This window comes from Martinezella tropici, assembly GCF_008370325.1.
In the GTDB taxonomy this organism is placed as follows: domain Bacteria; phylum Pseudomonadota; class Alphaproteobacteria; order Rhizobiales; family Rhizobiaceae; genus Rhizobium; species Rhizobium tropici_B.
Map to the genome: position 1 here is coordinate 1 of NZ_VNIP01000003.1, position 12,420 is coordinate 12,420.

At 58.6% G+C, this 12,420-nt stretch carries 16 protein-coding genes and 2 pseudogenes; 5 read left to right on the forward strand and 13 right to left on the reverse strand.

The annotated features are described in order from the left end of the window. Nucleotides 1-77: 77 nt before the first annotated feature. The gene (locus FP026_RS02970; protein ID WP_246665215.1) at nucleotides 78-419 is read right to left on the reverse strand and encodes a hypothetical protein; all 342 of its coding nucleotides are present in this window, start codon (nucleotides 417-419) and stop codon (nucleotides 78-80) included. 194 nt (nucleotides 420-613) lie between these two features. Here FP026_RS02970 and FP026_RS02975 point away from each other — a divergent pair, with 194 nt between their 5' ends. Beyond that, nucleotides 614-1,582, forward strand: coding sequence for a DUF1402 family protein (locus tag FP026_RS02975; RefSeq protein WP_188112505.1), 969 nt, complete (start codon nucleotides 614-616; stop codon nucleotides 1,580-1,582). A gap of 47 nt (nucleotides 1,583-1,629) precedes the next feature. Here FP026_RS02975 and FP026_RS02980 read toward each other — a convergent pair whose 3' ends face one another. Both FP026_RS02980 and FP026_RS02985 read right to left on the reverse strand, forming a co-directional pair. Beyond that, entirely contained in the window at nucleotides 1,630-2,247 is a 618-nt protein-coding gene (locus FP026_RS02980) for a hypothetical protein (protein ID WP_246665216.1), read from the reverse strand. 200 nt (nucleotides 2,248-2,447) lie between these two features. Further along, complete coding sequence (locus FP026_RS02985) at nucleotides 2,448-2,945, reverse strand: hypothetical protein (RefSeq protein WP_149633156.1); 498 nt, start codon at nucleotides 2,943-2,945, stop codon at nucleotides 2,448-2,450. Nucleotides 2,946-3,008: 63 nt separating this feature from the next. Here FP026_RS02985 and FP026_RS30445 point away from each other — a divergent pair, with 63 nt between their 5' ends. Then, on the forward strand, nucleotides 3,009-3,323 hold the full coding sequence (locus FP026_RS30445) for a type IV toxin-antitoxin system AbiEi family antitoxin domain-containing protein (RefSeq protein WP_246665217.1): 315 nt from the start codon (nucleotides 3,009-3,011) through the stop codon (nucleotides 3,321-3,323). 40 nt (nucleotides 3,324-3,363) lie between these two features. Here the strand turns inward: FP026_RS30445 and FP026_RS30450 are convergent, their stop codons facing one another. Further along, nucleotides 3,364-4,194 carry a hypothetical protein gene (locus FP026_RS30450; protein WP_246665218.1) on the reverse strand — a complete coding sequence of 277 codons (831 nt, stop codon included), beginning with the start codon at nucleotides 4,192-4,194 and terminating at the stop codon, nucleotides 3,364-3,366. A gap of 82 nt (nucleotides 4,195-4,276) precedes the next feature. Between FP026_RS30450 and FP026_RS30455 the strand changes: the two genes are divergently transcribed. Beyond that, nucleotides 4,277-4,492: a hypothetical protein gene (locus FP026_RS30455; protein ID WP_432444085.1), complete on the forward strand. Its 216-nt coding sequence runs from the start codon at nucleotides 4,277-4,279 to the stop codon at nucleotides 4,490-4,492. Between the two features lie 145 nt (nucleotides 4,493-4,637). Here FP026_RS30455 and FP026_RS03005 read toward each other — a convergent pair whose 3' ends face one another. From FP026_RS03005 to FP026_RS03025, 5 genes are all read right to left on the reverse strand, one after another. Further along, complete coding sequence (locus FP026_RS03005) at nucleotides 4,638-4,892, reverse strand: hypothetical protein (protein WP_432444086.1); 255 nt, start codon at nucleotides 4,890-4,892, stop codon at nucleotides 4,638-4,640. 212 nt (nucleotides 4,893-5,104) lie between these two features. Beyond that, nucleotides 5,105-6,067, reverse strand: a complete 963-nt coding sequence (locus FP026_RS03010) for an ArdC family protein (protein WP_149633158.1) — start codon at nucleotides 6,065-6,067, stop codon at nucleotides 5,105-5,107. Between the two features lie 315 nt (nucleotides 6,068-6,382). Further along, the gene (locus FP026_RS03015; RefSeq protein WP_149633159.1) at nucleotides 6,383-7,195 is read right to left on the reverse strand and encodes a hypothetical protein; all 813 of its coding nucleotides are present in this window, start codon (nucleotides 7,193-7,195) and stop codon (nucleotides 6,383-6,385) included. Next, the gene (locus FP026_RS03020) at nucleotides 7,195-7,710 is read right to left on the reverse strand and encodes a GNAT family N-acetyltransferase (RefSeq protein WP_149633160.1); all 516 of its coding nucleotides are present in this window, start codon (nucleotides 7,708-7,710) and stop codon (nucleotides 7,195-7,197) included. Before FP026_RS03020 ends, FP026_RS03015 begins: the two co-directional genes overlap by 1 nt. Nucleotides 7,711-7,713: 3 nt before the next feature. Beyond that, nucleotides 7,714-8,013 (reverse strand): DUF1778 domain-containing protein, encoded by a 300-nt coding sequence (locus tag FP026_RS03025; protein WP_149633161.1) that lies wholly within the window; start codon nucleotides 8,011-8,013, stop codon nucleotides 7,714-7,716. Between the two features lie 523 nt (nucleotides 8,014-8,536). On the opposite strand from FP026_RS03025, the pseudogene FP026_RS03035 reads away from it, so the two are divergent. Beyond that, a pseudogene (locus tag FP026_RS03035) lies at nucleotides 8,537-8,644 on the forward strand (hypothetical protein); the annotation flags it as partial. On the opposite strand, the pseudogene FP026_RS03040 reads toward FP026_RS03035, so the two are convergent. The 4 genes and pseudogenes from FP026_RS03040 to FP026_RS03055 all read right to left on the reverse strand — a co-directional run. Beyond that, a pseudogene (locus FP026_RS03040) lies at nucleotides 8,601-9,167 on the reverse strand (transposase domain-containing protein); the annotation flags it as partial. The pseudogenes FP026_RS03035 and FP026_RS03040 sit on opposite strands and share 44 nt — an antisense overlap. Nucleotides 9,168-9,243: 76 nt before the next feature. Then, on the reverse strand, nucleotides 9,244-9,516 hold the full coding sequence (gene tnpB / locus FP026_RS03045) for an IS66 family insertion sequence element accessory protein TnpB (protein WP_246665219.1): 273 nt from the start codon (nucleotides 9,514-9,516) through the stop codon (nucleotides 9,244-9,246). Nucleotides 9,517-9,584: 68 nt separating this feature from the next. After that, nucleotides 9,585-9,971: a transposase gene (locus FP026_RS03050; protein ID WP_149633164.1), complete on the reverse strand. Its 387-nt coding sequence runs from the start codon at nucleotides 9,969-9,971 to the stop codon at nucleotides 9,585-9,587. A 204-nt stretch (nucleotides 9,972-10,175) separates the two neighbouring features. Then, entirely contained in the window at nucleotides 10,176-11,303 is a 1,128-nt protein-coding gene (locus FP026_RS03055) for an ROK family transcriptional regulator (RefSeq protein WP_149633165.1), read from the reverse strand. A 237-nt stretch (nucleotides 11,304-11,540) separates the two neighbouring features. Here FP026_RS03055 and FP026_RS03060 point away from each other — a divergent pair, with 237 nt between their 5' ends. Then, entirely contained in the window at nucleotides 11,541-12,404 is an 864-nt protein-coding gene (locus FP026_RS03060) for a glycerophosphodiester phosphodiesterase family protein (RefSeq protein ID WP_149633166.1), read from the forward strand. The last annotated feature ends 16 nt before the right edge of the window (nucleotides 12,405-12,420 follow it).

A 12,420-nucleotide genomic window follows, 5' to 3' on the forward strand; every position in this document is an offset into this window, starting at 1 on the left:
CGGCCCCCACCGTGGGGTTACCTTGAATCGGGCCGCACGCCCGAGGAGCTTGCAATGATCGGCAAGGCGCTGGCTGCTCACTCACAGTGATTGGCAGACCAATAGGTATCGATAAGGCTTTTGCCGTCCTGGTCCAGGATGGCGAAATCCCCTGGGATGATCACGAAGAAGCGCTGACCAAGGTTGGGACTTCCGGCGTCATCGCCCGCTGAAGGACCTCTCCGACCGCAAACGACGAAGCCGGGCATTCGTTCGCTGGGTTTGGCCGCCAATATGTGAATGGCGGACGGTGGCACATCTATCCGTCGCGCGACTGCCGCCCTGGCAAGCTCAGGCACATCGCCCATCGTCGGCACTGCATCGCCCGGCGCGGCTGCAAGCAGGATACTGCCTGCCATGACGAGAAGTTTCACCAGCATTCTCCCGAACACAGAACGGCAGGTCTACAACCTGTTGCAGCGATATCGCTGCAAGCCTCCGCAGCCGCCAGCTGCCCTGCGGAAAGTTTATTGCGATTCGCGGGGCGGCAGAAGAAGCGCCGCTTGCCTTCGCATCTCGATCGCGTATGAAGATTGTCCCCGTGCCGGGGAATATTTTGAAAGTCATCTTGCGAATGCGAACACGCCTGTCGACACTCCCGGCACTCGGTTTCCTTTTTGTCCTTGCCCTAACGAACGCCAGCTTCGCCTACGAGCTCGTGCGCGTTCCGCCGGGCAATCGCAACAATGTTCAGCCTCCCATACCCAACACCTCGGTTCTGCGGGCCAAGGCGTTCAACACGACATATGAGGAAAAATACCAGAAAATTGTCGGCGTGCTTCGCGAGGACAAGGACCTGATGGCTTCGATCAGAAAGGCCGCGAAGGCCTATCAGATTGATCCTATCCACATTCTCGGCGCGCTGGTCGGCGAACATACCTACAACATCACGATCGTGAACAGGGTGAAGTCTTATTACGTCAAGGCGCTTGCCTATTCGCAATCCGACTTCAAGTTCGCCTACAAGGACGTGACTGTCCAGATCTTCTTGAAGAAGCCGGAATTCGCCCGTTGCAATGCCTTCACAGGTAGCGCCGAACTCTGGGAATGCCGTGACGAAACCTGGGATAAGAATTTTCGCGGCAAGGTCGTCGATGGCGTCGCCTATGAGAACATGACATTCCAGCGCGCCTTCTTCCAGCCGTTCTTCGCAGGCCAGACCTTCGGGCTTGGTCAGATCAGCCCGTTGACCGCGATCGAGGTCAGCGATCTCGTGCATGCCACCAGCGATTTGCCGAAGCTGTCCGTCGACGATCCGCAGGCAATCTACCGTGACATCATGGACCCGGATCGCAGCGTGATCTATATCGCCGCGATCGTCAGGGATGCGATCGACGCCTATCGTGCCCACGGCTTCGACATCACAGACAACCCCGGACTGACGGCCACCCTCTATAATGTCGGACAGCCGCGGCGCCGCGCACTTGCCTTGCGGCAGGCCGCGGACGCTTCAGGCGGCAAAAAGCTGCCGGAAGAGAATTATTATGGCTGGCTGGTGAACGACCGGCTGGTGGAACTGCGCGGCTTGCTGGGAGAGCAGTGATCACGGGAGAAGCCTGCGAAGCTCTCGAAGCGATCGCGTCGGATCGGTCACCCAAGCAGAGCGATGCGGCCGTTGGCGATCTTGTTTTCGACCCAGACGCGCTCGTTCTGCCAATCGTGCCGCTTCCATCCTTCCCAGGTGAAACCGCACAGCTTGAGGTCCCATTCGGACGGCGGAAAATTCGCCAGCGCATAACCGATGCCGAGGAAACCGGTGCTTGGAAAGACGTCTCGCATCCGAGGCCCGGCAATGCCGAGCTCGCTGCAGCTATCGACATAGGTCTGCGGCGGCATGATACAGATTTCCTTGCCGGCCTTGCCCATCAGGCCGATCGCCTGCATCGTCCAGTCGGCTCTCCTGCCCTGCAGGCGCTGGAAGATGTTGGGACGAGGATGATATTTGCGAATGATGTTCGGATGATAGGCGAGCATCAGCACTCTGGCCGCCTTCAGCGCCGCATTCTCCAGAAAGTCGGGATCGATCAGCCGCCGATACAAGGTCTTGCTCGACGCGGCCAACATGATCATATCGGTGCGCTCGCCACTCTTGCCGCCGGTAAGGTTCGGCTCGTTGAAGCGCATGACAAATTGCGCGTCGTCCACGACCCGTGAGAGATCGCGCTCGATCTTGCCGTTGCCAACGATGATTGCGGTCTTGTGCGCCAATGCGGTCATCCGGAAAATAGGTTAGTGGATTAGCAATGCGTTCTGACAGAATGCTGAAGCATTGATGATGCCGAACTGAAAATCCCTGCGGAGAACTGTTCTGGCGCGTGCGGACGAATGAGAGCCTTTGCCAAATAGCCTATCTAATGGCTCTCCCATCGGCCGGCGATCATCAAGAGAGGCCCTTCTGGCAGACTTTCCTAAACTTCCGTAAACTGCCGCTTTCCAACGCCGGAACCAAGTCGAATGGACAGCTTATGAGCCTTAGGTGCTAAGGGGGGTACACGAAGGCTGTCGTCTATTACTACTTCAAGAACAAAAATCAGGTTCTCTGGGAGATCTTCCAGCGCATTCACGAAGCGTGGTGGCAGGATATGGTCGCAATTATTGAGACCGATCTTCCTGCGGATGAGCTGCTTGGTGCAATGATCCGCAAGCACGCCCTGAATTTCATGGGACGCGCGGCGTGGAAGCGTATCGACAAAAGCGGCATGTTTCAGACAACGCGCCATTCCTGTCACGATCGCAGTGCGATATTGGCCGAATGAAAGGGGACCAATCCTGCAGTCATCGGGCAGGCTGTCGTTGCCCGGCAGGCCGCGAGCGCGGAGCTCGGCGTAAGTCTCGAAATATTCCTCGAGTTCCCTGGAAATTTCGAGAGCGACCTGGTGCGGCCTCGAAGCGAGACGGAGAGGCAACAGTCGGCGAAATTGTTACCTATCCTGGGTCAAAACTTGAATTACACCCAGGATAGGTAACAAGTGGCCGCATCGAAACAGCAGCATCTGCTGCGTGACTACATCGCCGAACACCCGATCGTACGGTTCCATGAGCTGCGGCGGGCAGGCATATTCGCGATGACCATCGCCCGCGCCGTGGAGGCAGGAGAGCTGGTACGACTGTCACGCGGGCTCTACCAGCGTCCGGATGCAGATCTTGACACGCTGCAGGCTCTGGCTGAAGCAGCGAAACTGGTTCCACAAGGCGTCGTTGCTCTGACCTCCGCGCTCGCCTTTCACGGTCTTACGGATCAGATCCCACGCGAAGTACGGATGGCGGTCAGCCAGAAGGACTGAGCAGTTGCGCCCGCCTATCCGCCCATTAGAATTACGGAATTCAAGGACGCCTATATGAAGCAGGGCGTAGAGCATCATCAGATTTCCGGAGTTGCCGTAAGGATTTTTTCGGCCCCGAAGTCGCTTGCCGATGTCTGCTGCAGCAGGCTCGTTGATCGATCGGTTGCCATAGAGGCGCTGCGCGCTGCGCTCCAGCAGCGAAAGGCGAGTCCGGCGGCCATATTCCCCAACCGAAGCTGGAAATGGAAACGGCTTGGCTCTCCACGGGGCGCCCATCTCGATCAACCATGATCGTGGCGAGTACAGCTAGCAAGGCCGAGACGGCAGCTTCCATGTCGATGCTGCCGAGAATGATTTGGTAGTAAAGCTTTTGATTGGGGAGGCTTTTCTCGCCACCATTCTCCCAAGGCAGCGCGTCTTTATCGATTTGGGCGATACGATATCGAACGCCGCTCGCGAGATCCTCGGGCTTTCGAAAGGACGGAGGAGACAACACCTCCATCGCCGTCCACGCTGACAGGATGCTTTCGGGATCATTACCGACAGAGGGGCGTTCTAGGGTAGGACGGATTGGTACTGCCGAGACTGACGCTGGTCTGGGAAGAGGAGAAGCCGGGCGGCCTACTGGTGTTGCGGCAGCAACAATCGGGCTTTCCATAGCAGGTTCGTTGGTGTCAACGCGCGAGGCAGATCGTTGAGCGATTGTTCCTCTGGCCTGCATTGCTCGCTGCCGTAGCTCCTGCGCACGCTGCGTTTTTCGCTCGGAAAGTTCTTCAAGCAGGCCCTCCAAAAACTTGGGATCATCGCGCTGTTGATCGAACAGCTTTTCAAGCTCTGCTACGCCCTTCTGGATCAGTGGTCTTTTTGGCATGTAAAATATTCTCAAAATTACTGCTGGCTCTATTTGCCACCAGAAGCTGTGTAAAATCAAACATGACGATTGGAAAAATGCGGTGGCGGTCGGCGGTGCCTCGGCTATTAGCCGTGATGAGCCTGCGGGTCATCTAAGTCATGACGCACGAATCCATCGGCTTGGGACGGATGAGCCAGCTCACCAGCCGATCGAACAACTGCGAATGCTTCGTGCCGCGCCCAATTTGAATGTCTTCTGCCCGGCGGATATCAGCGCGTTTGCTCGCGACTGCGTGCCGTCCAGCATAAACCTTTAGAGTACCCGACTCATCTGCCGTGCCTTACGGGCAGCTACGGCCATCCAATCATGTAATAAACCTTGATCCATCTTGGAGAAACGCGCCCTATGTTTAAGCCATTCCAAAGTATCACCAGGATGGCAACGGGCGTAATCCTCCCGAATCAGTGCCTCATATTCCTTACGAAGCTCCGGATCTCCCGGTTCGATCGGCAACATAAGTGAATAGCACGGACATTGAGGCCCTGCACGAGATCCTCGCGGCGATCGATGTCATGGGTGAGTTCATCGAGGCCAACCTCGACGTCGGTCTGGCGAACATTATCGTCCGACAGCCTGATGCGGTTGAACGGAATGTCGCGCGCCCGCGAGAAGACGATCATCTGGACGGCGGACTTCTTCTTGGCAGCTTTTGCCATGGTGGTTTCTCCACGACGGGCGACCGAGAGCCACGCTCTCGACCTTCCAACCCGTCACGAAGCAAAGCGCCGCCCTCTCACTCTAAGAGGCAGCGACAACGACCGACGAACCGGAATGCACGAAAGCGCAAAGCCGGAAACACGGACATCCGTATTTCCGGCGCAGCGCCTCGATCGCGGCGTCCTACCGCGCGACCTTGCGGCGAAGCGTATCACGCGGCCCTCCTTTCGATTTCGGTCTCCGGCTCCGCGCCGGGGCGCTCGGCTTCCGGCAGGAAGGACAAGATCCAGTCGGCCGCCTTGCTGGCCTGCGAGGCGGCGCGGACGATGACGCGATTGTCGGCGCGCATCGTTTCGATCCATGCACCGATGTAATCGCTATGCCTCACGGTCGGGACGATTCCCATCGCCGCGCAGCAAAAGGCGCTCGATATCTCCGCGACACATTCCTCGAAAAAATAGGGCTTTGAGCCGAAGGAACCGGAGAGATCACGGTTGAGCCGGCTATGGTGGCCGCTCGCGTGACTAACTTCGTGAAGCGCAGTTCTGTGCCAGTTGATCGGCTCGAAATAGGCAGCCGGCGGAGGCACCTGGACGTAGTCGAGCGCCGGAACGTAGAACGCCTTGTTGCCGCCGATGCGGAAATCGATGTCGGTCGCCTTGATGAGCGCCTCGACGCGAGGCTCGATCATGCCGGGCGGCGGAGGCGGCGCGACGGCCTGGATCGCCTCGGGCAGACCCTCGCATTGCGCCGTGTTGAACACGGTGAAGCGTTTCAGGAAGGGAATGGCCTGGGCTTCCTCACCGGCCTCGCGGGCGCGCTTCTTCTCGTCGTCGGGAACGAAGCGGTCGGCATAGACGACGGTGGTGCCGCGCTCGCCCTTGCGGACATTGCCGCCAAGGGAAAGGGCCTGACGGAAAGTGAGCCAGCCCTGACCGGGGAACCCGTGCTCGATGACAGCTCCCCAGAGGATCAGGACATTGATGCCGCTGTAGCTGCGGCCGGTACTTGCATTGTTCGGCAGGCCGAGCGGCGCTTTCGCTGTCGACGTGCCCCACGGCTGGACCCAGGGAATACGTCCGGCCTCCAGCTCGGCGATGATCTTGTTGGTGATTTCGTCGTAAAGGTTCGCCCGGTCCGCGCCGGTGCGCACGTTGCGGTCATATCTGGACATCGCGGTTCTCCGCGACGGGCGCCGGGAGCCTCTCTCCCAGCCCTCAACCCGTCACGGCAAACCCCGTCCGCACTCTCACTCTAAAGGGGGCGCTGCGGGGTCTCCCCGCTGAAGGGGCGTGCCGGCAACGCAGTGCCGGCCAGGGGGAAGGCTTTCCCCACAAGAGCGCAAAAGTGCAAAGACGTAAATTCGGAATGCGGGATTTCAGAAGCTCGCGACAAGAAACACATGAAACGCCATGAATCGCTCGACGCCAATTCGGGTCACACCCTTGGCGAATGAAAATCAAAGGAATACCTGCGCTGCATAGAAAGATCAGGTGCAGACCTCTCCGTAGAGAGCAGTGCTTTGTTCGCCCACGAGCGCTTGGAATTCGCGGTAGCATTTCGACAGGGAAACGCATTGGGTCTTCAATTCATGCACCACGGTTTCCAGCTTGATCGGATCGCTGCCTCCCATCCCGTAGCAAGGCTTTCCGGCATTTTTGGAGGGCAGTCGCTTCATCATCTGCGTCATCCCGAGTTCCACGCGCGGCGTGAACCGATGGGTATGCTTGCTGCGAAAATCTCCTGTCGCCGTTTTGTAGTCGCCCACATCGACTTTATTGAGAGCCTTGATCAATCTTTTCCATGACCGGCAAGGTTTCGTCAGTCTCGCGGCGACCTTTTCATCAATTTCCCAATCTTCTGGAAGAGTCACAAAGTCGTCCGACCATTGCTCCCCTTGCTGCACACAATTCGCCTGATGAGAAAGGTGCGCAATCGCGAAATAACATCTTTGCTTGAGCGTGTACGGAGCAAGAAGACCCGCTGAGGCCAGATCCTGAACGAATTCGTGTAGCAGGTCGCTTTTCTGAGAAAGATCCAGCCCTTCAAGAACCGCCTGCCAGGCCTCTAGCCGCATGGTAAGGCCGATCAGGTGATTGATGCCATTGGCCAGATCCCGAGCAGCATCATCCGCCTGATCCCGATAGACCATCTGCTGACGGCCGAATTCCGCATCCAGCCTGATCGTCTGCGGCGGCTTGAACCATTTGTACGGCATGAATGGAGTGCATGGTTCAATTTTTCGAAGATATGTCCTGTATTCCGAATATTTCTTGGCAAGAAACTTGTCTGCGTGGTCCATCAAACTTCAATCCCATCTGCCGCCAGCATCGCGGCGACATCAGCAATGGACCGCAGCAAGACCAATGGGTCATCCTTTGAAGGGATGAACCCGCGGCGCAGCCAGAACCGGGCAGCCTCTTCATCGACGGCGTTGACCATCAGTGCCCGCCCACCGATCAGGCGCGCAGCCTGTACGCAACGCTGCAGGGCATGCTTCATCAAGCCTGTGCCGATCCCCTGCCCGGCCCATTCCGTATCCGTGGCGAGTTGCCCCAGAAGCAGGCAGGGAACAGGATTGGGGGGCTGCCCGGTGCGGATCGCACGGGGCAGGATCGAAGGGACAGCGCCTGTCGGCGCCAGCCCGTAGTATCCGACGACGCGCCCCCCGTCATGAACGACGACAACTGCCGTGAAACCCTTTTCCTGATTGGTAAGAGCGCGGATCTTCAGCCAGTGGTCGAGCGTCGGCTTTCCGCATGAGAATTTGGATACGTCATGCGCCGCGGTGAGCGACTCGGGAGCCGATAAAGCCACGGCTCAGCGCTTCGGCTCGTAACCGGGTTCCCACGGGGCGGGCCGCCTGAGCACTTCCATCATCTCCGGAACGATGGTGGGAGGACGGGACAGGATTTCCATGAAATCGGCAAAGCCTTCGGGACTCATACGGATAAGCCCCTGCTCCATGACGACTTCCTCTGCGGCGCGCACGGCGGCGTCCCGCACGAAATCCGTGCGAGAGCGGCCGCGCAGGCTAGCCGCGCGATCAATCATCGCGACATCCGCCTCTGGTAGGCGCATCGAGATCGGGTATTCCTTACGTTCGATAGTGGCGGCCATTGTTTTCTCCTTTCCGAGCAAGATAATATCTTGTAGCGCCAAATGCAATACGCTATCATCCACATCGTTCACTACCTATCGCGCTTTGCTGAACACGACGCCAAGGTAGCCGAGGAGGTCACATGCTTCAGAAGCAGGCTTCACGTAAATTCCATAGGTCATTTTACGACGCCAGCGCGCGCCATGCTACGCCGACGCGCGCTACAGTACGTGCATCCGCTCCGTTTCACGCCGATCATTCTCCTTTGAATTCAGTTGTTTATCTCAGCTTTGGCGTGAATTCTAAGGGCCATGACCCCGAAAGCACGCAAAGCCACAAAAACGGTTACGCCAAGCGAGCGCCGAGAACTGCTCGCAGCGATGCTTCCCGACGCGCCGGAACTGACCTTCACTCCGCGCGGAAACCCGGACCCTCGTCTTATTCAACTCGCCCGTCTCCTCGGCAGACAGATGGCGCGCAAGGACTTCGAAGCGAAGATGCGCAAACGGGGTCCGAACGGCTCCTGATGACGGGAGACCTCATTTGAAAGTTGCGATCTACGCCCGCTATTCTTCCGACAATCAGCGCGATGCCTCGATCGCCGACCAGCTTCGCATGTGCCGGCTGCAAGCCGAAAAGCAGCGCTGGCAGATTGTCGAGGAATATAGCGACCATGCGATCTCGGGGGCTTCGGCGGCACGACGTCCAGCCGCTCGGAGCGGTCCTCGCCGATCAGCACTTTTTCCAGCCCCTCGCACCCGGCCGGGATTTCCGGTTCGATGACCTCCTCAATGCGCTCGAGATGTGCGGCAAAACCCTTGCGTGGACGCGGCGTTCGTTTCGGCTTGTCCTTGGCCGCGCGGTCGAGTTCGCTCTGGATCGCCGAAAGGCCCGTTTCGACCTCTTCGAACGCAAACGAGACCTGCTCGTCATTGACACCAAGGCGCAGCCGTTCTGAGCGCTTGCCATTTTGCGTGCGCTGCAAAACCTTCATGATCAAGGTCAGGTTGGCAATCCGCTCGTTCGCGCTTTTCTCCACCGCCTCCAATCGGGCAATCTCAGTCTCGGCGGCCTTCAGCCGGGCTTCCTTCGCAGCCTGCTCACGCGCCAACGCGAGAACCATCGCTTTCAGCGCGTCAACGTCGTCCGGAAGGTCGTTAAGGGGCAAATCCATGGGGTCAAGTAGAGCACAAAAATAGCCACTTTCCCAATCATTACAGCAGCATGATTCATCTTGTCACAGGTCGGCTTCAGCCTGTTAGCAACGGCCGCCGGACATGGACCGGCCGGATCTTCTTCCAATCCAGACCGGCCAGAAGCGCCATCAATTGCGAATGGTCCAGGCGTATCCGTGCCGCCGATATGCCCGGCCAGCAAAAGCTCTGCCCTTCGAGCGTTTTCGAGTATAGGCAGACACCGCTGCCATCCCACCAGACGATGCGAACACGGTCCGCCCGTTTCGACCGGAACACATAAAGCGCTCCGTTGAACGGGTCGAGACCACCATCTCTAACCAGAGCCATCGAGGATGCCGCACCTTTGCGAAAGTCGACAGGCTGGCACGACACGTAAACGACGACACCGGATCCGATCATGCCTTGCGGACCGCCCGAAGTATCTTCGAAAGGTGATCAGGTTCAATATCGCTCGCGACGCGCACCATGACACCACCGATGACGATTTCCACCGTAGAGCTTGCCACCGGCTCAACGCGCGCGAACTTGACTTCCTCCTTTGCGGCTTCCGTCAGAGGCGCGACCATACCCGACGACAGTGCCTTGCGACGCCACCCGTAAAGCTGCGAGGGATCCAATCCCTCGGCACGTGCGATTGCCGACACATTGGCTCCAGGCAACAACGTTTGGGCGATCAACCGCTCTTTCTCCGCGTCCGACCAGTCGCGTGGCTTGCGCCGCGTCCGCACCGGCGTTGCCGTCAAAACCTCGAATGTTCGTGGCTGATTCACACTATCGCTCATAGGATTCCTCGCATGATTCACGCAGAAGATTCCCGATCAGCAGGCTAAATGATACGTGGGATTGCCTACTCGCTTACCTAATTCCGAATATTTAAGTGGCATCATTCCGGCAATCCTGCATAAATCCGCCGAAAAAATAGACCAGCCTTCTTTACCAGGGTCATTTATGAAGGCGGCCCTCGCATTAACAGGCGATCGGCAAGCCTACAAGAAATAGCGGTACTTCAACGGCAGCAGCGCCGCACCGACCGCGCTCGCATCGCCTCGCGTCTCGCTGAGAACCAGCCGCGGCCCATGCGGCGCAACGCCGTAACGATGTGGGCGCTGCGAGGGCATATTCGCACGCTCGATCATCATCTGCCCGAGGGCAGGCGGCAGCTGGCCGCCGAAGACGATCGCCTGCGGATCGATCACTCCGGTCAGCGTAGCAATCAGGCGATCGAGCATCGGCATGGTTTCGGAGAGCCAACTCTCCACGCCCGGCCAGGAAGGATCGAAATTTTGCTTCAGCTCTTCGATGGAGCCAACCTCAATACCGTTCTTACGCAATATGCGGATAAGATATTGCAGAGCTAGCCGTCGCAGCGCCTCATCCGGATCATAGATGACGCTGAACTCGCCTGCATTGCCGTGGAAACCTAGATGGGGCTTGCCCTCCAGGACGAGACCGCCACCAAATCCGTAATTGAAGGACAGGTATGCGAAGGTCTGGCACCAGCGCCCGACGCCGCGCAGGCTTTCGCCGATGGCGCCGGTCGTCGCATTGTTTTCCAGCCACACGGGCAGTCCGAACGCTTCCTCAAGCTCCGGCTGCAGATCGATCAGCGACCAGTCCCGCAAAGGTTCCGGCGCATTGAAATGACGATCTTCGCCGACGAAGAAGCCAGACATGGCGAAGCCGAGCCCGATAAGGCTTTCGCGCAGTATTTCCTGCCTCGTCAAGATGGAGTTCAGCTTTCGGACAAGCGCAGCCAGCGTTGCCTTGCGGTCACCCGGTACTCCCCGAAGCGTCTCCTGGCCGACGATATCGCAGCCGAAATCGGCAACCGACAGGGTGACCGCATCGGTATTGACGGAAATGCCGATCGAGTAAGCGGCCTTCCTTGTCAATTCGATCATCGGGCTTGGCTGCCCGCGCGTGCCCTTGAGCGGCGCACCGGCGCGGAGCAGGCCCCGCGCCATCAAGGTTTCAACCAGGCGGTGCACCGATTGCTGTGTCAGATTGGTGTCGGCCGTTATGGTCGCGCGCGGAATCGGCTCATGCCGGCGAACGATATCGAGGATGAGGCGTTCGTTTCCGCTTGCCAGCGGGGATTTCTCAAGCACTGTCATGACTGCAATTCCGCCCCCCTTGATCCCGCCTTCGCCTCTCATATCCGCGCCCGCAATCCGGCCCATTCGGCATAATCAAGAGCAGCCTGTCACAAATATTACACTTTATGTGTATTAATAACCATGCAGGCGACCGGTGCCAATGGGCATCGCGTCGGCGCGCAGCCAATGGCGTCTGCATTCCACGACGGACATCGAGCGGCGCATTCCGTCAGAACGATCACGAAAGCCATTCCCATGCACAGCCAGACTGCCACCTCGCCCTCGCCTCGCCCTGCCGATATCTATGATCTCCTCTCCCGCGCCAATCCGGACATTCTGACGATCGCACATCGCGGCCTTTGGTCGGCAGCGCCGGAAAATTCGCTGGCAGCCCTCCGCGCCGCCGCCGAACTCGGCATCGATTTCGTCGAGATCGACACACAGGCAACGGCCGACGGCCACCTCGTCGTCATCCACGACAAGACGTTGGACCGCACCACGTCGGTCAAAGGCGTCGTTGGCGCAAGCAGCTTCGCCACGGTTCGTGACGCGCGGCTGCGCGCCGGCGCCGGTGGGCAAACCGCTCTCCTGACGGATGAGCGCGTGCCGACGCTCGAAGAAGCGCTTGAAGAGGCGCGCGGACGCGTTTTCGTCAATATCGATACGAAGTTTCCGAAAGAATTGCCGCTGGTCATTGCCGCCGTCCGACGCCTTGGCGTCGAGGATCACGTCATCATCAAATCCGATATCGATCCGGAAAGCCCCAGATTTTCGGTCCTCGATGCCGATTGGTTCGGCTCTATCCCGCATATGCCGATGTTTCCCGCAAGACCAGGCAAGTTCGCCGACGATCTGCGCTTGATAGAGCCGCTGCGCGCGCCGATGATCGAAGTCAAGTTTACCAACGTCGCCGATCTCGCCGCGGGGCGCGAAGAACTGGAACGCCAGAACATCAGGCTGTGGGTCAATACGCTCGATGTGTCCCACAATGTCGATTTCAACGACAGCCGCGCGCTCAAGGATCCGGAAAGCGTCTGGGGAACGCTTATCGCAGCCGGCGTCGGCGCGATCCAGACCGACACGAATGTCGAATTCAAACACTGGTTGGCAGGCCGTTAAGCCGGAACAGATAGAA

Excerpts from the sequence above, each read along its gene's own strand:
- FP026_RS02970 (WP_246665215.1), bottom strand. The coding sequence starts at position 419 with ATGCTGGTGAAACTTCTCGTCATGGCAGGCAGTATCCTGCTTGCAGCC.
- FP026_RS02975 (WP_188112505.1), top strand. The coding sequence starts at position 614 with ATGCGAACACGCCTGTCGACACTCCCGGCACTCGGTTTCCTTTTTGTC.
- FP026_RS30450 (WP_246665218.1), bottom strand. The coding sequence starts at position 4,194 with ATGCCAAAAAGACCACTGATCCAGAAGGGCGTAGCAGAGCTTGAAAAG.
- FP026_RS03005 (WP_432444086.1), bottom strand. The coding sequence starts at position 4,892 with ATGGCAAAAGCTGCCAAGAAGAAGTCCGCCGTCCAGATGATCGTCTTC.
- FP026_RS03010 (WP_149633158.1), bottom strand. The coding sequence starts at position 6,067 with ATGTCCAGATATGACCGCAACGTGCGCACCGGCGCGGACCGGGCGAAC.
- FP026_RS03015 (WP_149633159.1), bottom strand. The coding sequence starts at position 7,195 with ATGGACCACGCAGACAAGTTTCTTGCCAAGAAATATTCGGAATACAGG.
- FP026_RS03025 (WP_149633161.1), bottom strand. The coding sequence starts at position 8,013 with ATGGCCGCCACTATCGAACGTAAGGAATACCCGATCTCGATGCGCCTA.
- tnpB (WP_246665219.1), bottom strand. The coding sequence starts at position 9,516 with ATGGCTCTGGTTAGAGATGGTGGTCTCGACCCGTTCAACGGAGCGCTT.
- FP026_RS03050 (WP_149633164.1), bottom strand. The coding sequence starts at position 9,971 with ATGAGCGATAGTGTGAATCAGCCACGAACATTCGAGGTTTTGACGGCA.
- FP026_RS03055 (WP_149633165.1), bottom strand. The coding sequence starts at position 11,303 with ATGACAGTGCTTGAGAAATCCCCGCTGGCAAGCGGAAACGAACGCCTC.
- FP026_RS03060 (WP_149633166.1), top strand. The coding sequence starts at position 11,541 with ATGCACAGCCAGACTGCCACCTCGCCCTCGCCTCGCCCTGCCGATATC.